Raw genomic sequence first — 23,280 nt, 5'->3', positions numbered from 1 at the left:
ATGGGAATCGATGCATCCATCCGCAATCAGTTTCCGATCCTCGACCAACAGGTCAACGACCGGAAACTCGTCTATCTCGATAGTGCGGCCTCTTCGCAGAAGCCGCTCGTCGTCATCAATGCGATTGACGACTACTATAAGACGATTCATTCGAATGTGCACCGTGGCGTCCATACGCTCGGAACACGAGCGACGGATGCGTACGAAGGTGCGCGTGAGAACGTTCGTCGTTTCATCCAGGCGCAACACCATGAAGAAATTATCTTTACCCGCGGCACGACGACGGCGATCAACATCGTCGCGTCAAGCTACGGCATGGAGCATGTCGAAGAAGGCGACGAAATCGTCGTCACGTACCTCGAACACCATGCGAATCTCATTCCGTGGCAACAAGTCGCTAAACGCAAAAAAGCGAAGTTGAAATACGTTGATTTGACAGCAGATGGTCGCGTGACGGTCGAAGCGGTCGAAGCACAACTGTCTGACCGGACGAAAATCGTCGCGATGGCACACGTCTCGAATGTTCTCGGTACAATCAATCCGATCAAAGAAGTCGCTCGTCTTGCGCACGCTCGTGGTGCCGTCATGGTCGTCGATGCTGCGCAAAGTGCACCACACCAACGGATTAATGTCACGGATCTCGACTGTGACTTCCTCGCTTTCTCCGCACACAAGATGTGTGGTCCGACAGGCGTTGGTGTTCTTTACGGGAAAAAGGCATTACTCAATGCGATGGAACCGGTCGAATTCGGTGGTGAGATGATTGATTACGTTGGTCTTGAAGAGTCGACGTTCAAACCGTCTCCATATCGTTTCGAAGCGGGTACACCGATCATTGCAGGTGCCGTTGGTTTATCGGCAGCGATTGATTTCTTAGAAGAGATTGGTCTAGAGAACGTCGAAGCACACGAACGTGAACTCGCGCAGTATGCGATGGCACAAATGCGTGACATCGACGGACTCACGATTTACGGTCCGGAAGAACGCGTTGGACTCGTCACGTTCAATCTCGGTGATGTCCATGCACATGACGTCGCAACCGTCCTTGATATGCAAGGAATCGCGGTTCGTGCCGGTCACCACTGTGCACAACCATTGATGCGTTGGCTCGGAGCGAGCTCGACGGCTCGCGCTAGCTTCTATCTCTACAACACGAAAGAAGAGGTTGACGCACTCGTGACAGGACTTCGCCAAACGAAGGAGTATTTCAGTCATGGATTTTAACAATCTCGATCACTTGTATCGTCAAGTGATCATGGATCACTATAAAACTCCCCGAAATCGCGGTGCGATCGAGGGGGGCGTCACGATCGACATGAACAATCCGACGTGCGGCGACACGATTCGTCTCCAGCTCGCGATTGAAGACGATGTCGTCCGTGATGCGAAATTTGACGGGGAGGGCTGCTCGATCAGCATGGCGTCTGCTTCAATGATGACGCAACTCGTCAAAGGTAAGACTATCGAAGAAGCCTTACGACTCGCGGATATCTTTTCGGACATGGTCCAAGGAAAAGACTATGACGACGAATCGTTCGACCTCGGGGACGTCGAGGCACTCTCGGGTGTCACGAAATTCCCGGCACGCATCAAATGTGCGACACTTGCCTGGAAGGCGCTCGAACGCGGCGTAGAAGAAGGGAAGTAAACTTCGGTCACAAGCAAGTAAGAGGAGGAAATGAACATGGCAAAGAACATGCCGGAAATTGGCGATTATAAATATGGTTTCCACGATCGCGATATCTCGATCTTCCGTTCTGGACGTGGCTTGACGACTGAAGTCGTCGAAACGATCTCGAAAATGAAGGAAGAACCACAATGGATGCTTGATTTCCGTTTGAAATCACTCAAGATCTTCAACGAACAAGCAATGCCAGCGTGGGGTGGCGATCTCTCAGAATTGAACTTCGACGATATCACGTACTACGTTAAGCCGTCTGAACGTGCAGAGAAATCGTGGGATGAAGTACCGGAAGAAATCAAACGTACGTTTGACAAACTCGGTATCCCAGAAGCAGAGCAAAAATACTTGGCAGGTGTCTCGGCTCAGTACGAGTCAGAGGTTGTCTATCACAACATGAAGGAAGACCTCGAAGAAATCGGTGTCGTCTTCAAAGATACAGATACAGCCTTAAAAGAGAACGAAGATATCTTCCGTGAGTACTTCGGAAAATTGATCCCGCCAACAGACAACAAGTTCGCAGCCTTGAACACAGCGGTCTGGTCAGGTGGATCGTTCATCTACGTACCAAAAGGCGTTAAAGTCGACACGCCGCTTCAAGCCTACTTCCGGATCAACTCGGAAAACATGGGTCAATTCGAGCGGACGTTGATCATCGTTGATGACGAAGCATCGGTTCATTACGTCGAAGGATGTACAGCACCGGTCTACACGACGAACTCGCTTCACTCAGCGGTCGTTGAGATCTTCATCAACAAGAACGCTTACTGCCGTTACACGACGATCCAAAACTGGGCGAACAACGTCTACAACCTCGTTACGAAACGTGCGATCTGTGAAGCTGGCGCAACGATGGAATGGGTCGATGGTAACATCGGTTCGAAACTGACGATGAAATACCCAGCCGTCATCCTCAAAGGTGAAGGTTCACGTGGTATGACATTGTCGATCGCAATCGCTGGTAAAGGCCAACACCAAGATGCGGGTGCGAAAATGATTCACTTAGCACCGAACACATCGTCGACGATCGTCTCGAAGTCGATCTCAAAACACGGTGGTAAAGTCACGTACCGCGGTATCGTTCACTTCGGACGTAAAGCGACAGGCGCACGTTCGAACATCGAATGTGATACGCTCATCATGGATAACCAATCGACATCGGATACGATTCCGTACAACGAAATCCTCAACGATAACATTTCGCTCGAGCACGAAGCGAAAGTCTCGAAGGTCTCGGAAGAACAATTGTTCTACCTCATGAGCCGCGGGATTTCACAAGAGGAAGCAACGGAAATGATCGTTATGGGCTTCATCGAGCCGTTCACAAAAGAACTTCCAATGGAATATGCGGTCGAAATGAACCGTCTCATCAAGTTCGAGATGGAAGGTTCAATCGGATAATTCGTCTTACTCTCTCATCTGCGGATGAGGGAGTTTTTTCATGGTTGGAGGAAAACGGGTATAGGAGGGAAAAAGGAGGGGTTACTATGCGTGACATCGTTTATTCCTTTCAAGTCTCACTTGACGGTTATATCGAGGATGCGTCAGGCAGCATCGATTTCGCTTCACCGGATGCGGAACTGCATCAATACTTCAACGATTATGAGAGAGCGTTCGATACCCATGTCTATGGACGTCGTTTGTATGAAATGATGCAGTACTGGGAGACAGCGGATCAAGAAGACGAGCCGATCATCGTTGAGTATGCTAAAACGTGGCAGGCGCTTGAGAAGATTGTCTTCTCGCGAACGCTCGACGCTGTCGAAGGAAAGGCACGTCTAGCGACCACGTCGCTTGCCGAGGAACTTCAAGCACTAAAAGCCCTACCTGGGAAGCAGATTGCGATCGGGGGGGCGACACTTGCTGCTGAAGCGATTGAGCTTGGACTCGTCGATCGCTATCATGTTGTGATCTATCCTGTTCTACTCGGAGATGGGAAACGAATGTTTCCAGTGTTTGATCAATCACAAGCGCTACGGTTAGTCGAGACACACGTCTTTAAATCGGGATGTATCGTGTTATCTTACGAAAAAATCTAGTCTTTATAAAAAGAGTCTCTTATTTCAACAGAGATTCTTTTTTTTGTGACATTCAATAAAATTTGGATATTTTCATTTAATATGGGCGAAAATAGATTATAATAACTTTTGTAAAAAATCTATAAAACTGATTAAGGTGTGAAAAAATGAAATTTTATCAGGAAATTCCAGTCATTCGATCGATTGCGGCAATTTTGGTCGTCGCTGTCCATGTCATCGCTGGTCTCTATTATTCTCAAGGAGAATTTACAAACGAGGCAATCGGTTATATCAACCAGTTTGCTCGAATCGGTACGCCGATTTTTGCCATCATCAGTGCTTTTCTATTGATGTCGATGGTCCAGCGCAAAGGATTTAATCTTGGAACATTCGTTAAATCGCGTTTTTCTAAAATTTTCATCCCTTATCTGATTTGGAGTACCGTCTATCTCGTGTATCGTTTTCATGTAGAAGATAGTTTGAAGCCGGGTGTGCCGTTATCGGAGTACTTCCTTTATGGAACGGCGAACTTCCATTTGTACTTCATTTTGACTGTGCTTCAGTTTTATGTCGTCTTTCCATTTCTCGTAAGATTCAAGAAAGGAACCATGCTACTTGTTGCAACTGTGGTTGCGATGGGCGTCAACTATTTCTGGCTGACGTCAGGAAGCTTAACGACGAATAATGACTTCCTCAATCAAGTCGTCAACAGTCGCTCTTTCTTACTCAACTGGATCGCGTATTTCATGATGGGAATTACATACGCTGTTTATTATGAAGAAATACAACAGATTCTAAAACGTCACCGGACGATCTTGTTGCTCATCAGTGGATTGATTTTGGTTGATATTTGGGTCAGTATTGATTTGAACCGAATTTATACTTCGACGAATCTTGCGAACCTCGTGTATATCCCGTTCGTTCTTGTCGTTTTGAATTATGCTTTTCAATATGTGCAGAGAGATACGACAGCAATGCGACTCTTTCAAACGATTGGAACACATTCGATGGGGATTTACCTGATCCATCCGCTCGTCATCCGCGGAATCGGTCGAACGGATCTCTTTGCTTACTTCGACTCTGCGAGCATGTTCGTTTGTGCGATGATCGTCACGCTTGCAGCTTCGATTTCTGTATCGTATGTCATCAGTCTATTGCCCTACGGTAACTATATCGTTCCGGTACCGAAACGAAGAGCGCCTGCTCCAAAAATCGTTGAGGCACAGACTTCTGCTTCATAATGAAAATCGTTAACTAGACATCCTTTTTCTTCCTGCATGAGCAGGGGGAGAGGGATGTCTTTTTTCTGAAAAAGAGTGTTTGCTCAGGAAGCATTGAAGAAGAAATCCTGGATTCTGCTATGCTATGATAAATAGGTAGAATAGAACACGCGAGGGGGAAGAGAGCATGATATATATCGGTGTCACGGGCTGGGGAGATCATGATAGTCTCTACTTGACCCCGCAAGATCGAAAAGAAAAACTAGCTGCCTATGCTAGGCATTTTCCAGCAGTTGAGGTCGACTCGACGTTCTATGCGATTCAACCAGAACGAAACTATGAGAAATGGGTATCTGAGACACCGGACGGTTTCCGCTTCATCGTTAAGGTCCACCGCGCGATGAGTGGGCACGACCGGGAAAATAAAGATCCGCTCGGACCAATTTTTGAACAATATATCACGTCGATTGAACCGATGCGTAAGAGTGGAAAAATTGCGGCAATCCTTGTCCAACTTCCACCATGGTTCGATGTCAGTAAATTGCACTTGGAATACTTGCAAACGATCCGAAAATCGCTTGCTGGACTGCCAGTCGCGATCGAATTCCGAAATCCATCGTGGTACTCGGAAGCCTATCGTGAGCGGACGCTCCGTTTTTTGAAGGAACATCAGTTCATCCATACGATTTGTGATGAACCGCAGACGGAAGACGGTTCCGTACCATTCGTACCTGTCGTGACGCAGGAGACGGCATTCATTCGATTACATGGACGAAACAAGGCCGGTTGGTTAAAGAAACCGGGTCAAAGTAGTGACGATTGGCGAAAAGTCCGCTGTCTCTATCGTTACTCAGAAGATGAGCTACAGGAACTTGCAAGTCACGTCCGCGACGTTGCAGCGGAAGCAAAGGATGTCTATGTCTTTTTCAATAACAACTCAGCAGGAGATGCTGCCCCGAATGCGAAACGATTAATCGAAATTCTTGATCTCGACTATGAACTCGCGCCGCGACAAATCTCTTTGTTTTAAATCATCAAGGGGGGCTTCTGCATGAAGTTACACATCATTCACTATAATGATTTGCACTCACACTTCGACATGTGGCCTCGCTACATGTCATTCGTCAAGGAACACCGGACGTATGATTCGCTTGTTTTTGATTTAGGCGATCATGCTGACCGTGTCGATCCAGCGACGGAAGCGACAAAAGGAAAAATTAATACGCATTTATTGAACGCGTTGATGCCGACTGCTGTGACGATCGGAAACAATGAAGGGATTACGTTTCCGCACGACTGGTTAGCAGACCTCTATACGGAAGCAGACTTTCCAGTCCTTGTCTCGAATTTAGAAGCACCATTCGCCAAGCAAGGTGTCATTCATGAGTTACCGACGGGAAAAGTCGGTGTTTTTGGTCTGACGGCACCTTATATTGAACTATACGGATTACTCGGTTGGACGATCGAAGAACCATTTGACGTCGCGGCGCGCGAGATCGAACGTTTGCGCCAGGAAGTCGACGTCCTGATTTGTTTAAGTCACCTCGGATTTTATCAGGATGAAGAACTTGCGATGCGCTTTCCAGAACTTGATTTAATCATCGGTGCGCATACGCATCATGTCCTCGATGATGGTGTCGTCAAGAACGGTGTCTTAATCACGCAAGCCGGAAAACACGGTCAGTATGCAGGTGAGATTTATATGAATACGGATACGGGTGAGAAAGAAGCAGTACTTCATTCCCTACACGATTACGTTGAGGATGAGGTAACAGCGAAATTACTCGATCGAGAACAATATCTGGCGGAACAACAGATGAAGGAACCGATTGGCGAGACAGCGGGTCTAGCCAATGATTGGTTCAGTGAGTCGCCGTTTTCACAGTTGCTCGTCGAGACGATGCGCGACTGGTGTGAGGCAGATATCGCTTGTGTACCAGCCGGTATTCTGCTCGGGTCGCTTCCACCAGGCCCCGTCTCTGCCTTTGATTTACATCGACTCTGTCCACATCCGATCAATCCTTGTAAAGTCACGATGACAGGAATGGAATTACAAACATTCCTCGATGAAGTCAACAAAGAACAGTTCGAGCACTTAAAGGTTCGTGGTCTTGGATTCCGAGGAAAGCTGATGGGACGGATGCATTATGCTGGTTTGGCGGATCATCAACCGCTTGAGCTAACACGCGATTATTCTGTCGTCTTGCCGGATATGTTTACGTTCGGTCCATTATTCCCGGCCATCAAAGAGATGCCAAAAGAATATTTCATGCCTGAATTGTTGCGTGATTTGTTGTTTGAACGCTTATCGGAGAAGTCGGAATATAATGAATTGCATGTTCGCAAACCCTGATTGTTTGTTATACTAAAGCAGACTTAATTGACTTTTTGGGGATGAAGGGGGAAGCGAAACCATGGGACGCGGAGAAATCCAACGTAAACCGGAATGGTTGAAAATCAAGCTGAATACGAATGAGACCTACACAGAATTAAAGAGTATGATGCGCGAGAAAAAGCTACATACTGTCTGTGAGGAAGCAAAGTGTCCGAATATCCACGAGTGTTGGGCGGTACGCCGGACGGCGACGTTCATGATCCTCGGAAGTATCTGTACACGTGCGTGCCGTTTTTGCGCCGTGACGACAGGACGTCCGAACGAACTCGATCTCGAAGAACCAAAACGTGTCGCGGAATCGGTCCGTTTGATGAACCTGAAGCACGCGGTCATCACAGCGGTCGCACGCGATGATCTGAATGATTTCGGAGCAGGCGTTTACGCTGAGACGGTTCGTGAAGTTCGTCGGATGAACCCGGAGACATCAATCGAAGTCTTACCTTCAGACATGGGTGGGAATTTCGAAGCTCTGAAAACATTGATTGACGCACAACCAGACATTATGAACCATAACATCGAGACGGTTCGCCGTCTGACACCAACTGTTCGTGCAAAAGCCACATACGACCGGACGCTTGAATTCCTTCGTCGTTCGAAGGAGCTCGCACCTGAAATTCCAACGAAGTCGAGCTTGATGCTTGGTCTTGGTGAGACATGGGAAGAGATTCTCGAAACGATGGATGATCTTCGCGCAAACAACGTCGACATCATGACGATCGGTCAGTATCTCCAACCGACGAAAAAGCACCTCGACGTCATCAAGTACTATACACCGCAAGAATTCGCTGAACTGAAACAGATTGCGCTTGGTAAAGGCTTCTCACACTGTGAAGCTGGTCCACTCGTTCGTTCATCGTATCATGCAGATGAGCAAGTCAACGCAGCGAAAAAGAATAAAACAGCACTTCCGATCGACTAACGATCAACGACCGTTCGAGCAGCTGACTCGGACGGTTTTTCGTCTGTCAGGAGAAATGGAATATGCTATGATAAGAACAGCAGGAGGTGGGAATAATGATACAAGTCAATCGGGAACGTTATGAAGTCGTCGAAGAGAAACGGGAAGGCTTTAATGAAGAAGCCTTCATCGGTCGTTTCAGCGATGTCCTTGAAAAATATGATTATATCGTGGGCGACTGGGGGCACGGTCAATTACGACTACGTGGCTTCTATGAGGATCAACACGAGAAAGCGACATTCGATACGAAGATTTCGCATGTGGCTGATTATCTCTACGAATACTGTAACTTCGGATGTGCCTATTTCATCGTCAAGAAGGTCGGATTGGTAGAAGGAGAAGAAGCACCACCTCGCTTCGACGGTTCTTCATCCAATACGTTGAAGTTGAAACGGAAGTTCGCACCTGCACCAGACAAGACGGAAGGCGAGTAATCAAACTGTCATACAGAAAAGCGTTTTTATTGGAAGGAATTCGGCTATTACTATAAGTATCACGTACCTATAGGAGGAATCATCCATGCGAATCGTTGGAATTTACTCATCCGTACCAGAAGTCGTCAGTGCCGTGCACGATCTCCGTGTTGCGGGTGTCGTCTCGACTGATTTAAAAGTCTTAGCACACGACAAATACGATCTCGAACAAATCGAGGAATTGGCGGATCTAAACAACCAACAGACATCCACGCGTCTATCGCAGGAAGATCATCGTAATCTATGGCAGGAAATCAAGAGTATCTTCAAAAAAGATGAATCGGTCTCTCATGGAGATGCCATCCACGGAAGTGGCTTGACGAAGGAAGACGTCGATCGTGCGAATCATGCAGTCGAAAGTGGTCAGTTCGTGTTACTTGTCGGTGATGAAGCGGATCAGCATTCAGAGCGCCGTGCTCATGACGAGTCAGATAATACGAATGTCTTTAGCGGACCGAACACACTAAATGAACGAAACGATCGTCTCTTATAAGACAAAAAAGCCTTCGTCCGCGACGAAGGCTTTTTTCATAGACCGATATAAGCGCGAAGATACATTTCGAGTTCCGTTGCCGCATCGTCTTCGACGTCAAACGCCGTTGCGATGTAGCCGGGTTCATCGAAATCATCCGCGCCGATGATTGCATACCGATTCGATAAGAGATTCAAGACGAGAATCTTACCGTAAAAATGTTCCGAATGCGTGATGGCGAGATCAAAGCGACTTGCTTCCCCAATCCAACTGACGAAGCGTGTCTTTGTTTGTTCGACATCATCGTATAAAAAATCACGTTCTTCCATCATTTCAGCTTCCCTCATTTCCCTAACGTCTGTTTCAGATTAAAGGGTTTGGGGGACTTTTTGCAAGTATGGTTTACGCGATAAGCTATGCTCGGCGATCACTTTTCGGATTGTCCGTGTTTTCGAACGCATGACGAGAGATGTCGTTTCAACGATATCATCCGTCAAGAACTTCACGCCATCGAGCATTTCGCCTGTCGTGACGCCTGTTGCTGCGAAGATGCAGTCGTCGCTTTTGATCAGGTCGTCGAGCGTTAAGAGTTGAAGTGGATCCGCTAGACCCATTCGGATGACGCGAGCTGTTTCTTCTTCGTTCAATGGATGTAAGCGTGCTTGCATATCGCCACCCATCGCTTTGACGGCAGCAGCCGTGATGACACCTTCAGGCGCACCGCCTGTTCCGATGAAGATATCAATTCCTGTCGTAGGAGAAAGTGGTGCGATTCCAGCTGAGACATCACCGTCTTCAAACAGACGGACGCGTGCGCCCATCCGCATCGCTGCTTCGCGGAAGTGATCATGACGTGGACGGTCCTGCATGATGACCGTGACGTCCTCGATCCGTTTATTGTTATATTGTGCTGCCTTTTCGATGATGACTTCAAGCGGGTCGTCGAGTGAGACGTGCCCTTTCAAGTTCGGTCCGACTGTTAATTTATCCATATACATATCGGGTGCGTGGAGCAGGGCGCCTTGATCGGCGACGGCGATGACGACCATCGCATTGCCAAGTCCTTTAGCGACGATGTTCGTACCTTCGAGCGGATCGACGGCGATATCAACGATTGGACCGTTCGCTGTTCCGACACGTTCACCGATGAAGAGCATTGGTGCTTCGTCAAGTTCACCTTCACCGATGACGACTGTTCCGTTCATGTTGACCGTGTTCAAGACTTCGCGCATCGCAGTCGTTGCTGCGTCATCCGCTTCATTTTTCTTACCGCGACCAATCCATTGAGCAGAAGCTAGTGCTGCTGCTTCCGTAGCGCGTACGATTTCCAGTGCGAGTTCCCGTTCCATGTATATAACCTCCACGTCACCAATGTGACATACTATTTTCAGCAAAAATCTAAATTGAGGATAACACATTGGGGAATGTGATGCAAATGACCTTTCTGCTTTTCAGGATTGCTGGATAACGATAAAATGGAGAATGTGAGGGGGAATGAAGATGTATTTCGTCAATCGTCAAAAAATCGAAGAGACGGTCGTCTGTTATGAGACAGCACTTCGACAAAGTAAGGAAGTTACGGGGGATCCGGTAACGACGGCACTGGCTATGGAGCGGATCGGTTTTTTAGTCATCGAGAGTGTCATCGATATCGGAAACAGTATGATTGATGGATTCATCATGCGGGATCCGGGAAGTTATGAAGATATCATCCTCATCCTAGAAGATGAGAAGGTGATTGATGGACCGCTTGCGACGAGTCTAAAAAAGCTCGTTGCGTTACGTACGTTGATCGTCCGGTCATTCACACAGTCGAGTATGGCGGAGATTCGGGCTATACTTGAGACAGAGGAAGCAGAACTACGTCGTTTTCCGGAAGCGATTCGCCGGTATATCGAGACAGAACTCGGACCGGTGTCTGCATTTTTACCAAACGAGGAGTGAGTCAGGATGAAGGCAAAAGGCTATTTATTTGATTTAGATGGAACGATGTATAACGGAACGGAACCGGTAAAAGAAGCGGTCGATTTCGTCAATCGTCTGCAAGCAGAGGGCATTCCGTACTTGTTCGTGACGAATAACGCGTCGATGACGGCAGAAGCCGTGGCAGAGAAACTACGCGGGATGGGTGTTCATTCCGATGCGAAACACGTTTTGACGAGTGCGATGGCGACTGGTCGTTATATTGCTGACCTGTCACCAAAAGCGCGCGTCTATGCGATCGGAGAAACAGGACTGATCGACGCGCTTGAACGAGAAGGGTTAGACGTCGTCGCAACCGAAGCGGCAGATTACGTCGTCATCGGTCTCGATCGTCAAATCACGTACGAAAAACTCGCTGTTGGTGCACTTGCGATTCGTGCCGGTGCCCGGTTTATTTCAACGAACGGTGATATCGCGATTCCGACCGAACGTGGTTTCCTGCCAGGTAATGGTGCTTTGACGTCCGTCCTGCGCGTGACGACGGAGAAGGAACCGTTCTTCATCGGTAAACCAGAACCAGTCATGGTCGATATCGCGACAGAAATGATTGGTCTGTCAAAAGAAGACGTCATCATGGTCGGAGACAACTACCATACGGACATTCTTTTCGGGATCAATGGAGGTATCCGGACGATGCACGTCAATTCTGGCGTCCATACACCAGTCTTCATTCAAGGGCAGGATCGTCAACCGACATACATGGTTGATACGTTAGCTGAATGGATTCTATGAATCAAAAAATCCCGAACGAGAATTCGTTCGGGATTTGATGTATTAGAAGACTTGTTCGACTTCGACGACGCCAGCGACTTCTTCAAGAAGGGCACGTTCGATACCGGCCTTCAATGTGATTGTTGAACTTGGGCAGCTACCACAAGCTCCCATCAAACGGAGTTTTACGATTCCGTCTTCTACATCTACGAGTTCAACGTCTCCTCCATCACGAAGAAGGAACGGACGCAATTTTTCAAGAACTTCATTCACTTGATCAAACATTTCCATGCGTAAACACATCCTTTCGTATAGTTTCATTGTAACAGGGTTGAAAAATGTTCTCAATCTGGAAAACTTGTATACTAAAGAGGAGTGAATTGAAAAGGGGGACTTCAAGATGGAAATCACGGTTTACGGAACAGCGGTCACCTGTCCGAGTTGTGTTGGGGCACCTAGCTCGGAAGAGACATTCAGTTGGCTACAAGCCGTCCTCGTGCGGAAATATGAGCAAGCGATGACGCTTCGCTATGTTGATTTCGAGACAGCAACATCAGATCAATGGACGGAAGCGCTGAAAGAGGATGTCTATTTTTATCCACTGATCGTGCTCGATGATGAGATGATTGATGAGGGGTACGTCAAACTCAAGACGATCACAGCGGCAATCGATGCGAAGCTGAATCAGGCGGGATGAACGAAAAAGAGGTATCCCAAAGCTTGGGACACCTCTTTTGCTCATTTAATCTTTTTGTGTTTCCATAAGACACCGGACTTCAAGAGACGTGGGACTTTCCCCGTCAGTGCTTGTTTGCCCATGACGATTCCGAAACCATCTGATTTTCCGAGTGAACCGAGCATCCCGCGCAGTTTAATTTCTGGCAGCTTCGGTAATTTCTTTCCTTGCCACTTGGCTTGTAAGACATCGACGACTTGTTCTGCCTGATGTTCTGCGAGTTGACCACTTGGTGCATACGGTAGACTTGCACAATCACCGATGACGAAGACGTTATCGTATTCCGGTACGTGATGATGTTCCGTCAATTTGATCCGACCGCCACTATCCGCAGCAAAGCCGAGATCGCGTACAACTTTGACCGGCTGCGTACCAGCTGTCCAAATCGTTAAGTCGGATGGATACGTATCGTCGCCATTTCGCACATCGTCCGCTGTGACGAGCGTGACATTCGAGTTGTTGATGACTTCAACGTCATGTTCCTCGAACCATTCCTGAACGTAAGACGAGACTTTATCGGATAAGAACGACAAGACGGATGGACCGCGGTCGAATAGACGAATCGTCAAATCCTTCCGGCTCTCATGTAGTTCACTGGCGAGTTCGACACCAGATAGACCAGCACCGACGATCGAGACAACGGATTCCGGTGACAGACCATAAATCGCTTGTTGTGTCTTCCGTGATTCTTCTAGTGTCTGGATGCTGTATGTAAATTCTTGAGCACCCGGAATGTTGTGGTATTTATCCTCGCAACCGAGGGCGATGATTAAGTCATCATAGAATAATTCTGATCCGTCCTGCAGATGGACTGTATTCGTCTCTGGTGAGATTTTGATGACATGTCCATATTTATAGGTAAGATGTTTCCCCTCCGGAAATTCAATCCGGACATCCCGATCTGATAATGTACCTGCTGCGAGTGCGTAGTATTCCGTTTTGAGTGCGTGGTACGGTAGACGGTCGACGAGCGTGACGGCAACTTCCTCGTCCTTGAATCGCTCACAAATCCGCATTCCACCATAACCTCCGCCGAGTACGATCAATTGCTTCATAACGTAAAATCCCCCTTAGTTCCCCTAAATCAGTCTGACCTTGTATAATACGACATGAGGCAGGTCGTTTCCTGCTTGAAGGAGGAAAAAAAGTGAATCCGATTATTGAATTTTGTATTAGTAACTTAGCGGCTGGTACACAGGTCGTCATGGAGCAACTTGAACGTGACCCGAATGTTGACGTCGTCGAATACGGTTGCCTCGGTTATTGCGGGATTTGTTCGCTTGACCATTTTTGTCTCGTAGATGGTGAGACCGTCGTAGGTGAAACGCCGGAAGAGTTGCTTGAAAAGATTTACCTGAAAATCGAAGAGAATGAGCTGTGAGCATGGACAGCCAAAAAATCCCCTCGTTCGTCTGAACGAGGGGATTCGTGTCCGTCAGCGGGCGCAGCTTTTCGGATCAGGCAGATTGTTGACGGCGCATCATCCATGGGCGTAGTTTCAAGAACAATGGAATGAAGAGTGCCGAGATGAACAAAGCCTTGATGACGTTAAACGGTAAGATACCGGCAGTGATCGCTGTCCATTTGACAGCTGGATCCGCCATGTAATCCATACCGAGGAACCATGCATACGCTGGAAGGATCAAGATATAGTTGAGGATCGCAAGACCGAGTGCCATCGTGATCGTACCAGCGACGAGACCAGTTGCGAGACCTTGTGTTGATTTCTTTTTGTGGTAGAACCAGCTGACAGGTAGTACGAATGCGACGCCTGCAGCGAAGTTCGCGAATTCTCCGACCGGAACACCACTTCCGCGGAAAATGTAGTATAACACGTTCTTCAATGCTTCGACGATGACACCTGCGACCGGTGAGAACATGATCGCTGCGACAAGAGCAGGAACGTCACTGAAGTCGATCTTCAGATAGTTTGGTAAGAACGGTAGTGGAAAATTGATAAGCATAAGAACAAACGAGATTGAACCTAACATTGACAGAGTGACCATTTTTTGTGTGCGTTTCATACGAGTATTGTCTCCTTTTGCTCGTTCCTCTCGATGAAGTATTGGCATGACTGCGACCATAAAGAAACCCCTATTGATCAGATCAACAGGGGAGAAGTCCGCATTAAATAAACCTAATCGATTATTGCAAAATCGATCAAATTCAAACTCATGCCGCCATCTTCTCCCATCCAGACTGTACTGTCGGCTCCTGAATTACACAGAATCAGCAAATAGCGCCCTATTCGCTCGCGGGCTTCAACTTAAAAAGAGTTGTTTACCGCCGGTCGGGAATTTCACCCTGCCCTGAAGATGGAACGATTATTTTATTGTACATACCATTTATACAACGAATTCAAGATAGTTTCAAGCAACTAGGTTTCGATTCGCTCAGAAGTTGCGTATACTAAAGAAAAGGAAGGTGATGACATGATCCATTTAACGGAGGCAGCAGCGCTACAAGTCCAGGACATGATGGCGCAGGCACCAGCAGATGAACGAAATCTTCGGATGCTCGTCCAAGGTGGTGGATGTAGTGGTCTGTCGTACGGAATGGGATTCGATCAACAAAAAGAAACGGATCTCGTTTTTGAACAGCACGGCGTGACCGTCATCGTGGACGAAAAGGATTATCCGGTCGTCAAAGGACTGGAAATCGATTATAAACAGTCAATGCTTGGTGGCGGATTCACGATCACGAATCCGAATGCCATCGCAACGTGTGGTTGCGGAACATCATTCCGGACAGCAACGAATGCCGGGACACCAGGTGGCTGTTAATGAATCCAATCGTGGACATCGTCCACGATTTTTTTGTTGCTCTCATACAGGAGACTTGTTGAGTTTACTCGAAATATTACAGAGAGTGAATGCTACTACGAATAGGGAGGGCTTCAGGATGAGAAAAGTATTGATCTTCGGGGGAACACGCTATTTCGGACGACGCTTAGCAATTCGTTTAGCCGATTCGGGGGATGATGTGACGATCGTCACACGCGGTGAGCATACTCCACCCGTCGCGAAGGGCTTGACATTTTTCAAAGGAGACCGGACGTCAAGTAGTACGATGAAGGATTTAAGCCAACAGCACTGGGATGTCATCTATGACAACATTTGCTTCACGCCGTATCAAGCAAAGCTCGCGATCGACGCGTTTGAAGGAAAAGTCGGACGCTATGTGTTGACGTCGACGATGTCTGTTTATGAAGACGGTGGTGCGAATATCACGGAACGTGCCTACAATCCGTTTCCCGGGAAATATGATCTTGAGAAGGAACATGGGTATGGCGAAGGAAAGCGCCAAGCGGAGAGTTATTTCTTCCAACGCGCGACCTTCCCTGTCGTTGCCGTTCGTTTTCCTGTTGTCCTCGGACCAGACGATTATACGGAACGACTTGTCTTCCATATCAAACGCGGGCTTGACGGTCGTCCGATTATCGCTGAAAACAACTATGCGAAGATGGGCTACATCTCAAGTTACGAAGCCGCTGCCTTTCTTGAATGGTGTGGTCGTTCGGAATTGACAGGACCGATCAACGCTGCGAGTGACGGCGTCCTATCGATTCAAGACCTGATGGATAAAATCGACCGTATTGCGGGAACGACGAGCCAAATCGTCGCAAAAGGAGAGGATGAATCGCCTCTTGCGCCAGAACGCGATTTTTATATGGATACGACAGCCGCAAAACAAGCGGGCTATCTGTTCCAACATGTCGATGACTGGCTTGATCGTTTGATTGAAGAGGAGGTGCGCAATCACCAATGATGCAGTTGATGAAACCAACTCTTGCATGGGAGACAGAATACCGCGCCTTTTTAGAAGACTGGCGAGAGTCGGGCGAAACGATCGTACCGGAAGCGGTCGGGGATACGTATGAACCGCTCGCTACCTATTTCGCGGAGCTTAAAGAAATGGAAACGACAGTCAGAGAAGGTCTTGTCACGCATTCGACGTACTGGATGGTCGACGGACAACGAATCGTCGGCGCGTTAAACTTCCGGCATGACTTGACGGAGAACTTAAAATTGTACGGCGGACATATCGGATACGGCATCCGACCATCCGAGCGTCAGAAAGGATATGCGACGACCGGTCTTCGATTGGCGCTTGAAGAAGCGCGGCAACGTGGACTCGATCAAGTGCTGTTGACGTGTGGCGTTGATAATCTAGCATCTCGCCGTGTCATCTTGGCGAACGGCGGACGAGAAATTGAGCCGACTGTTCGTAATGGACGCGAGACACGTCGCTTCATCATCCCGTTATGATCATCCGTGAAGCACGTCTTGAAGATGCGTCGACCATTGCGCGCGTTCATATCGATGCCTGGCGGGAGACATATCAAGGGATCATCCCTGATCCTTATTTAGCACAGTTGTCTTACGAGAAACGGACGAAACAATGGGAGCAGACGTTAGTCGATCAGCGCGTGTATGTTGTGGAGTTAGAAGACGAAGTCGTTGGCTTTGCGCAAGGTGGACCAAATCGAAGGGATGCGCGTGAAGGAGAACTCTACGCGATTTATGTTTTGCGAGCTTCTCAAGGGCAGGGGCTCGGGAAGGCATTGTTTCAACGTATCATCGAGGACTTGGCGGAATACGAGTCAATGCAGGTTTCTGTCTTGCGGGATAATCCGGCGTGCCAGTTTTACGAGCGATTCGGCGGTCAGCTCTTCGAAGAATCGATGATTGAGCGTGGTGGGGTGGAACTCGTGCAGCGGGTTTACCGGATGCCTGTTAAAAGATCATTCGTATGAAATCGGACGTTTCAACATCTTCGCTTTCCTCAGGCGGGATGTAAGCCGCGCCAGTTCCCATTCCATGTGATCTATCGGGTCTTCCTTATCCCTGACGGAAGCACACATCGTGCTTCCTTTTCCTGTAGGAGTCAAAGATGTTTGGTCACGTCCTAGGTGTGATTCCATCAAAATAAGAGGTCGGACTCCGGTATGTTATCCAGAATTCGACCTCTTATTTGTTTGCAGCCATTCATTTATCTCAAGAATGATTCGTTACTTTTTCGAACAGACTTGTCGAGTGTTGCGGGTGACGAGCCGATGGATCGACAAGAAGTTTCGCCTGGTTGACGGCAATCGGTGCTTCACCGAAGCCTGTTGCGATCAATTTGACGCGTCCTTCGTAAGTCGCAATATCTCCACAAGCGAAGACGCCTGGAATCGCAGTCTCCATCTTCGAGTTGACGCGAATCGAATTGCGTTCGAACTCGACTTCCCATTCTTTGAGCGGCCCAAGTGACGAGACGAAACCAAAGTTGCAGACGACATCGTCAGCAGCAACGACGACGACTTCGCCACTTTCAGCATGTTTGAACGTCATCGTCTCGATGTGCGTCTCACCTGTGACCGATTCGAGCGTATACGGCGTCATGACGTTAACGGATGAGTCGTGTAATAGTTCGACCGAATGTTCATGGGCACGGAACTTATCGCGACGGTGGACGAGCGTGACGGATTTCGCAATCGGTTCAAGCATCAATGACCAGTCGACTGCTGAATCGCCACCACCAAGCAGGACGACTTGACGATCCTTGAAACGTTCCATGTCGTTGACGAAATAGTGCAAGTTTGTTTCCTCGAAGCGTTCCGCGTCCGCGACACCGAGTGGGCGCGCAGCGAACGAACCGTTCCCTGCTGTCAAGATGACGGTCTTCGTATAATGCTCGCCTTTGTTCGTGACGAGGCGGATGATCCCATCATCCATCCGTTCATAAGCGATGACTGTCTCACCGAGCACATACGTCGGATCAAATTCATTCGCCTGTTCAAGTAGCCGATCGACTAGTTCCTGCGCTTTTACTTTTGGAAAACCGGCGATATCGTATATATATTTTTCAGGATAAAGCGTAGCGAGTTGACCACCTAATTGAGGTAGACTCTCGATGACCTTCGTCTTCATCTGGCGCATTCCTGAATAAAACGCGGTGAACAGTCCGACCGGACCGCCGCCGATGATCGTGACATCATATGGTTGGTACATCTGATTCCCTCCTAGCATTGGATAGGTCTATTATATAGGAAGTAGGGGGTTCAGGTGCAAGTACGGAACATCTCACATTTTTTTAAAGGAAATTACATTTTTCTTTTGCAATCATTCTTAAAAAGTGTTTCAATAGGCTTATAGACATGTGAACATTATTTGAACAAAGTTTTTGAACATTCGTCTGTAATTGAATGTGAAGAAAATCACAACAAAACTACGATTCGTAAGGAGTATCAGAACATGAACACACCTAACATTGTTATTCTTGGAGCGGGCTACGGTGGATTGATCACAGCAGTCAACCTTCAAAAGAAACTCGGCGTCGATCAAGCGAACATCACGTTGATTAATAAACACGACTATCATTACCAAACAACTTGGTTGCATGAACCAGCTGCAGGTACGATGTCTGCGGAGCAAGCACGCATCTACATCAATGATGTCATCAACCCGTCACGCGTCAAACTTGTCAAAGGGATCGTTGAGAAAGTCGACACGGCTGCTAAAACAGTTCTTTTACAAGATGGCGGAACAGTTCCTTACGATTACGTCGTCGTTGCTCTCGGTGGCGTTCCTGAAACATTCGGTATCAAAGGATTGAAGGAACACGCATTAACGATCAGCTCGTTGAACAGCGTCCGTAAAATCAAGGAACATATCGATTACTCATTCGCACAGTACAAAACAACAGGATCACAAGATCGTTCACTCTTGACGATCGTCGTCGGTGGTGCTGGATTCACAGGAATCGAGTTCATGGGTGAGCTCGTCAACCGTATTCCAGAACTGTGCAAACAATATGATATCCCACGCGAACTCGTTCGTGTCGTTAACATCGAGGCAGCGCCAACAGTCCTTCCAGGATTCGATGCTGATCTCGTCAACTACGCACACAAATGGCTTGAGCGCCAAGGCGTCGAGTTCAAACTCGGTAACGGCATCAAGGAATGTGGACCAGGAAGCGTCACGTTCGGTCCGCTTCAAGGCGACGCGACTGAAACGATCGAAGCAAGTACGATCATCTGGACAGGTGGCGTCAGCGGTAACCCTGTCGTTGCAGCATCTGGTTTCGAAGCGATGCGTAACCGTGTCGTCGTCGAAGAAGATCTTCGTGTTCCAGGACACGATAACGTCTTCATGATCGGTGACTGTTCAGCAGTCATGGATCCAAGTTCGAACCGTCCGTACCCACCAACTGCACAAATCGCGACACAACAAGCACACAAAGTCGCTGAGAACATCGCAGCACTCATCGCGGGTCGTCAAACATCGACGTTCACGTACGAGAACAAAGGAACGGTCGCTTCACTTGGTCATAAAGATGGTATCGGCATGGTCTTCGGCAAGAAGATTTACGGTCGTAACGCATCGTTCATGAAAAAAGTCATCGACAACAAACACTTCTTTGAACTGAAAAAACTTGGTCTTGCGATCAAAAAAGGGAAGTTCTAAGTTCACGTTTTAGGCAAATGTACACTCGTGCATTTGCCTTTTTTGTCGGTTATACTAGAAGAGATTCAAAGGGGGAACAGTATGCATATCATTCAAGCCGTGATCGGGAGTGTGCTTTATCTCGTCATGTTCTTTAGTATCGGATTCATTTTAAACATGTTGTTACGGAGTACATGGGTGATGCTCGTACTCTATCCGATCATCCTCATCATGATGATCGATAACCAATCTACGCTCGAATACTTCACGAATGCTCGTGAAGCGATTCCGAATCTTGGGGACCGGATTGCTGGACTGCAGGCAGCGGATATCACGATGTTCGCAGCTGGGTTTGCTGGAATCATCATCGCCGGTCTATCGATTCGCTTCTTGCGTAAGAGCGGTTACCAAATGTTTTAAAGTCTACTTGAGTAAGTAGGCTTTTTTCGTGCTTGAAAAACCGTTATAATAAAAACAATGTCTTTAAATAAATGTGTAAGAGCAGATTGGGTTGAGAGCGAATGGATAAACAAATGTACCACGTTATCAAGGTATTGAATAATAATGTCGTCATTTGTTCAACTGGTGCGAATCAGGAAGTCATTATCCTCGCGAAAGGGATTGGCTTCGGTCGGAAGCCAGGCGATCAACTGACAGATCTCGACAAGTTGGAAAAAGTCTACACGTTGAAGGATAAAGAAGAACAGGATCAATATAAGGCGCTCGTCGGTCACCTCGATGAAAATTTCATCGCGTTGATGAATGAAATCGTTTCAATGATCGAGACACGGTTTGGAAAAAAAGTCGATGAACATATCCATATCGGATTAACGGATCATTTGACGTTTACGTTCAAACGACTGGAACAAGGAATGGAAGTCACCAATCCGTTTCTTGCCGAAACGGAAGCCTTGTATCCGGAAGAGTACGCACTTGCAGAAGAAATCGTCGAGTTCATCAGTGCCGAGATGAATTTTTACCTGCCTCCAGCCGAGATAGGATTCATTGCACTTCATATTCATTCTGCGACGAACTTCAAAGACGTACTTGAAGTTAACCGCCATCATCAGCTCGTCGGTTTAATTGCTAGTCATATCGAACAGCGACTGGAGATTAAAATCGACCGAAAATCGCTTGATTACAAGCGTCTGATTCGGCACCTTCGTTCAGCGATTGAAAGGGTTTCCAATGGGGAGTATCTAGAGGCTCCAGAAAAAGTAGAAAAGCTATTGCGTGAAGAATATCCGCTATGCTATGATACTGCTTGGGAGCTGATGTCCATCATGGAACGTCAGTTGAAGAAAGCGGTACCGCGCGGTGAGGCGACGTATCTTACGATGCATCTGCAACGCTTAGTGCAGTACGATTCAGGTAAATGACCGCACGGACTACGTGTTACTGATACGATCAGGCATGAGTGGGATGTCGGGCAAGAAGCTTTATTTCCGTTATGCAACGGGATAAGTCTATTGTCTACAATCCGCTCGTGCCTGATTTTTTTCTGTAAAAAAACGGTCAGATGTCTGACTTTTTTCGTCTCAATCATTGGCATTATTCATCATACTTCGCTCTTAACAGGAAAAGGAGGAAACACACATGTTCAAACAGATTTTTGCTGTTCTTCAACGTGTCGGTAAAGCGTTGATGCTTCCTGTAGCGATTTTGCCAGCTGCCGGTATCCTACTCGGATTCGGTAACGCGATGCAAAATCCGAACTTGACGTCAAAACTCGAGTTCTTAAAAAATGATGCAATCATCAAGATTGCAAAATTGATGGAAGCAGCCGGGGATATCATCTTCGGTAACTTAGCACTCTTATTCGCGGTCGGTGTCGCGATTGGTCTTGCAGGGGACGGCGCAGCCGGACTTGCGGCAATCGTCGGATTCTTGATCATGAACAAAACAATGAGCGTATGGCTCGGCGTTACACCTGAAATGGTTGCTAACGGTCAAGGATATGCAAACGTACTCGGTATCCCAACACTTCAAACTGGGGTATTCGGTGGTATCATCATCGGTTTAATCGCAGCTTGGGCGTACGGGAAGTATCATAATCTCGAATTGCCACAGTTCCTTGGATTCTTTGCTGGTAAACGTTTCGTTCCAATCGTCACAGCAGTTGTTTCATTGGTTGCAGGTCTCGTTCTCGTATTCGTCTGGCCGTTCGCGCAAGATGGATTGAACACGTTCTCTCACTTCATGATGGAGAAAAACCCAACACTCGCAGCATTCGTCTTCGGTCTCATCGAACGTTCGTTGATTCCATTCGGTCTTCACCATATCTTCTATGCACCATTCTGGTTCGAATTCGGTTCGTATAAGAATGCAGCAGGAACAGTCGTTCATGGTGACCAAGCGATCTTCTTCGCACAATTGAAAGACAACGCAAAATTAACAGCTGGTACGTTCATGACTGGTAAATTCCCGTTCATGATGTTCGGTCTTCCAGCAGCAGCACTCGCAATGTACCACGAAGCTCGCCCAGAGCGTCGTGCAGTCGTTGGTGGTCTTCTTGGATCAGCAGCACTTACAGCATTCTTGACAGGTATCACAGAGCCAATCGAATTCGCGTTCTTATTCGTAGCTCCAATCTTGTTCGCAGTTCACGCAGTTTTCGCAGGTCTTTCGTTCATGACAATGCAATTGTTGAACGTTAAGATCGGTATGACATTCTCTGGTGGTTTGATCGACTTCCTTCTCTTCGGTGTTCTTCCAGGACGCACGCAGTGGTGGCTTGTCATCGTCGTCGGTCTTGCACTTTCTGTCATCTACTATGTTGGATTCCGTTTCGCAATCCGCAAATTCAACCTGAAAACTCCAGGTCGTGAAGATGCAGTTCAAGAGACTTCATCTGCTCAAGGTTCTGAACTTGCTGAAGGTATCCTCGACGCACTCGGTTCAGAGTCGAACATCAAACACTTGGATGCATGTATCACACGTCTTCGTGTTGAAGTTCTCGACAAATCGAAAGTCAACAAAGATGAGTTGAAAAAATTAGGTGCTGCTGGTGTCCTTGAAGTTGGTAACAACGTCCAAGCGATCTATGGACCGAAATCAGACAACATCAAGTCTGAGATTCAAGCTGTCATCGCGTCACGTAAACAAGAAAAAACAGTCTAATGTTTTTTAAGATGAGTCCTTCTGCGGAAGGGCTCATTTTTTTTTCGAAATCGTTTAGAATCGTTTTGCACTAGAATATTTTA

28 protein-coding genes and 1 riboswitch are annotated in these 23,280 nt (G+C 47.5%); of the genes, 22 read left to right on the top strand and 6 right to left on the bottom strand.

Annotated features, from left to right (window positions below; translation table 11 throughout):
* The 10 genes from VJ374_RS12540 to VJ374_RS12495 all read left to right on the top strand — a co-directional run bounded on the left by VJ374_RS12540 (position 1) and on the right by VJ374_RS12495 (position 9,238).
* Entirely contained in the window at positions 1-1,224 is a 1,224-nt protein-coding gene (locus tag VJ374_RS12540; RefSeq protein ID WP_035396382.1) for a cysteine desulfurase, read from the top strand.
* Positions 1,214-1,648: a Fe-S cluster assembly sulfur transfer protein SufU gene (gene sufU / locus VJ374_RS12535; RefSeq protein ID WP_023469155.1), complete on the top strand. Its 435-nt coding sequence runs from the start codon at positions 1,214-1,216 to the stop codon at positions 1,646-1,648. Before VJ374_RS12540 ends, sufU begins: the two co-directional genes overlap by 11 nt.
* Positions 1,649-1,684: 36 nt before the next feature.
* Complete coding sequence (sufB, locus tag VJ374_RS12530) at positions 1,685-3,082, top strand: Fe-S cluster assembly protein SufB (RefSeq protein ID WP_023469154.1); 1,398 nt, start codon at positions 1,685-1,687, stop codon at positions 3,080-3,082.
* A gap of 86 nt (positions 3,083-3,168) precedes the next feature.
* The gene (locus tag VJ374_RS12525; protein WP_290785450.1) at positions 3,169-3,720 is read left to right on the top strand and encodes a dihydrofolate reductase family protein; all 552 of its coding nucleotides are present in this window, start codon (positions 3,169-3,171) and stop codon (positions 3,718-3,720) included.
* A gap of 146 nt (positions 3,721-3,866) precedes the next feature.
* On the top strand, positions 3,867-4,940 hold the full coding sequence (locus tag VJ374_RS12520) for an acyltransferase (protein WP_329468927.1): 1,074 nt from the start codon (positions 3,867-3,869) through the stop codon (positions 4,938-4,940).
* A 166-nt stretch (positions 4,941-5,106) separates the two neighbouring features.
* Positions 5,107-5,949: a DUF72 domain-containing protein gene (locus tag VJ374_RS12515; protein ID WP_329468926.1), complete on the top strand. Its 843-nt coding sequence runs from the start codon at positions 5,107-5,109 to the stop codon at positions 5,947-5,949.
* 21 nt (positions 5,950-5,970) lie between these two features.
* A complete protein-coding gene (locus VJ374_RS12510; RefSeq protein WP_329468924.1) occupies positions 5,971-7,272 on the top strand; it encodes a bifunctional metallophosphatase/5'-nucleotidase in 1,302 nt (433 codons plus the stop codon).
* 61 nt (positions 7,273-7,333) lie between these two features.
* Positions 7,334-8,233, top strand: a complete 900-nt coding sequence (lipA, locus tag VJ374_RS12505; RefSeq protein ID WP_035406024.1) for a lipoyl synthase — start codon at positions 7,334-7,336, stop codon at positions 8,231-8,233.
* A gap of 95 nt (positions 8,234-8,328) precedes the next feature.
* A complete protein-coding gene (locus VJ374_RS12500) occupies positions 8,329-8,706 on the top strand; it encodes a YutD family protein (RefSeq protein ID WP_056062847.1) in 378 nt (125 codons plus the stop codon).
* 85 nt (positions 8,707-8,791) lie between these two features.
* Positions 8,792-9,238, top strand: a complete 447-nt coding sequence (locus VJ374_RS12495) for a general stress protein (protein ID WP_214727844.1) — start codon at positions 8,792-8,794, stop codon at positions 9,236-9,238.
* Between the two features lie 35 nt (positions 9,239-9,273).
* Here VJ374_RS12495 and VJ374_RS12490 read toward each other — a convergent pair whose 3' ends face one another.
* Positions 9,274-9,549 (bottom strand): DUF3055 domain-containing protein, encoded by a 276-nt coding sequence (locus tag VJ374_RS12490; protein WP_023469147.1) that lies wholly within the window; start codon positions 9,547-9,549, stop codon positions 9,274-9,276.
* A 36-nt stretch (positions 9,550-9,585) separates the two neighbouring features.
* Complete coding sequence (glpX, locus tag VJ374_RS12485; RefSeq protein ID WP_329468923.1) at positions 9,586-10,566, bottom strand: class II fructose-bisphosphatase; 981 nt, start codon at positions 10,564-10,566, stop codon at positions 9,586-9,588.
* A gap of 151 nt (positions 10,567-10,717) precedes the next feature.
* Between glpX and VJ374_RS12480 the strand changes: the two genes are divergently transcribed.
* The gene (locus VJ374_RS12480; RefSeq protein ID WP_035406033.1) at positions 10,718-11,161 is read left to right on the top strand and encodes a DUF86 domain-containing protein; all 444 of its coding nucleotides are present in this window, start codon (positions 10,718-10,720) and stop codon (positions 11,159-11,161) included.
* A gap of 6 nt (positions 11,162-11,167) precedes the next feature.
* Entirely contained in the window at positions 11,168-11,932 is a 765-nt protein-coding gene (locus tag VJ374_RS12475) for a TIGR01457 family HAD-type hydrolase (protein ID WP_023469144.1), read from the top strand.
* 42 nt (positions 11,933-11,974) lie between these two features.
* Here VJ374_RS12475 and VJ374_RS12470 read toward each other — a convergent pair whose 3' ends face one another.
* Positions 11,975-12,202 carry a NifU family protein gene (locus VJ374_RS12470; protein WP_012371190.1) on the bottom strand — a complete coding sequence of 76 codons (228 nt, stop codon included), beginning with the start codon at positions 12,200-12,202 and terminating at the stop codon, positions 11,975-11,977.
* Positions 12,203-12,311: 109 nt separating this feature from the next.
* Between VJ374_RS12470 and VJ374_RS12465 the strand changes: the two genes are divergently transcribed.
* Complete coding sequence (locus tag VJ374_RS12465; protein WP_329468920.1) at positions 12,312-12,608, top strand: DUF1462 family protein; 297 nt, start codon at positions 12,312-12,314, stop codon at positions 12,606-12,608.
* A 41-nt stretch (positions 12,609-12,649) separates the two neighbouring features.
* Here VJ374_RS12465 and VJ374_RS12460 read toward each other — a convergent pair whose 3' ends face one another.
* On the bottom strand, positions 12,650-13,702 hold the full coding sequence (locus VJ374_RS12460) for an NAD(P)/FAD-dependent oxidoreductase (protein WP_035406037.1): 1,053 nt from the start codon (positions 13,700-13,702) through the stop codon (positions 12,650-12,652).
* 92 nt (positions 13,703-13,794) lie between these two features.
* Between VJ374_RS12460 and VJ374_RS12455 the strand changes: the two genes are divergently transcribed.
* Positions 13,795-14,028, top strand: a complete 234-nt coding sequence (locus VJ374_RS12455; protein WP_023469141.1) for a YuzB family protein — start codon at positions 13,795-13,797, stop codon at positions 14,026-14,028.
* A gap of 76 nt (positions 14,029-14,104) precedes the next feature.
* Here VJ374_RS12455 and VJ374_RS12450 read toward each other — a convergent pair whose 3' ends face one another.
* Positions 14,105-14,671 (bottom strand): ECF transporter S component, encoded by a 567-nt coding sequence (locus VJ374_RS12450; RefSeq protein ID WP_029342415.1) that lies wholly within the window; start codon positions 14,669-14,671, stop codon positions 14,105-14,107.
* 154 nt (positions 14,672-14,825) lie between these two features.
* A riboswitch (FMN riboswitch) is annotated at positions 14,826-14,968 on the bottom strand.
* 111 nt (positions 14,969-15,079) lie between these two features.
* Between VJ374_RS12450 and VJ374_RS12445 the strand changes: the two genes are divergently transcribed.
* From VJ374_RS12445 to VJ374_RS12430, 4 genes are all read left to right on the top strand, one after another.
* Positions 15,080-15,430 carry a HesB/IscA family protein gene (locus VJ374_RS12445; protein ID WP_029342414.1) on the top strand — a complete coding sequence of 117 codons (351 nt, stop codon included), beginning with the start codon at positions 15,080-15,082 and terminating at the stop codon, positions 15,428-15,430.
* Positions 15,431-15,548: 118 nt separating this feature from the next.
* Positions 15,549-16,415: an NAD-dependent epimerase/dehydratase family protein gene (locus tag VJ374_RS12440; RefSeq protein ID WP_329468915.1), complete on the top strand. Its 867-nt coding sequence runs from the start codon at positions 15,549-15,551 to the stop codon at positions 16,413-16,415.
* Complete coding sequence (locus tag VJ374_RS12435; protein WP_329468914.1) at positions 16,412-16,915, top strand: GNAT family N-acetyltransferase; 504 nt, start codon at positions 16,412-16,414, stop codon at positions 16,913-16,915. Before VJ374_RS12440 ends, VJ374_RS12435 begins: the two co-directional genes overlap by 4 nt.
* The gene (locus VJ374_RS12430; protein WP_329468913.1) at positions 16,912-17,403 is read left to right on the top strand and encodes a GNAT family N-acetyltransferase; all 492 of its coding nucleotides are present in this window, start codon (positions 16,912-16,914) and stop codon (positions 17,401-17,403) included. Before VJ374_RS12435 ends, VJ374_RS12430 begins: the two co-directional genes overlap by 4 nt.
* Before the next feature lie 241 nt (positions 17,404-17,644).
* Here the strand turns inward: VJ374_RS12430 and VJ374_RS12425 are convergent, their stop codons facing one another.
* Entirely contained in the window at positions 17,645-18,643 is a 999-nt protein-coding gene (locus VJ374_RS12425) for an NAD(P)/FAD-dependent oxidoreductase (protein WP_035406045.1), read from the bottom strand.
* Positions 18,644-18,886: 243 nt separating this feature from the next.
* Here VJ374_RS12425 and VJ374_RS12420 point away from each other — a divergent pair, with 243 nt between their 5' ends.
* From VJ374_RS12420 to ptsG, 4 genes are all read left to right on the top strand, one after another.
* Positions 18,887-20,098 (top strand): NAD(P)/FAD-dependent oxidoreductase, encoded by a 1,212-nt coding sequence (locus tag VJ374_RS12420; RefSeq protein ID WP_308101866.1) that lies wholly within the window; start codon positions 18,887-18,889, stop codon positions 20,096-20,098.
* Between the two features lie 81 nt (positions 20,099-20,179).
* Positions 20,180-20,497 (top strand): YuiB family protein, encoded by a 318-nt coding sequence (locus VJ374_RS12415; protein ID WP_035406048.1) that lies wholly within the window; start codon positions 20,180-20,182, stop codon positions 20,495-20,497.
* A 101-nt stretch (positions 20,498-20,598) separates the two neighbouring features.
* Positions 20,599-21,456, top strand: a complete 858-nt coding sequence (gene glcT / locus VJ374_RS12410) for a glucose PTS transporter transcription antiterminator GlcT (RefSeq protein WP_035406051.1) — start codon at positions 20,599-20,601, stop codon at positions 21,454-21,456.
* Positions 21,457-21,673: 217 nt separating this feature from the next.
* The gene (gene ptsG / locus VJ374_RS12405; RefSeq protein ID WP_035406054.1) at positions 21,674-23,197 is read left to right on the top strand and encodes a glucose-specific PTS transporter subunit IIBC; all 1,524 of its coding nucleotides are present in this window, start codon (positions 21,674-21,676) and stop codon (positions 23,195-23,197) included.
* Positions 23,198-23,280 lie beyond the last annotated feature (83 nt).

The organism is Exiguobacterium sp. 9-2 (assembly GCF_036287235.1).
In the GTDB taxonomy this organism is placed as follows: Bacteria; Bacillota; Bacilli; order Exiguobacteriales; family Exiguobacteriaceae; genus Exiguobacterium_A.
This window is presented reverse-complemented; position numbering and strand designations above follow the sequence as displayed.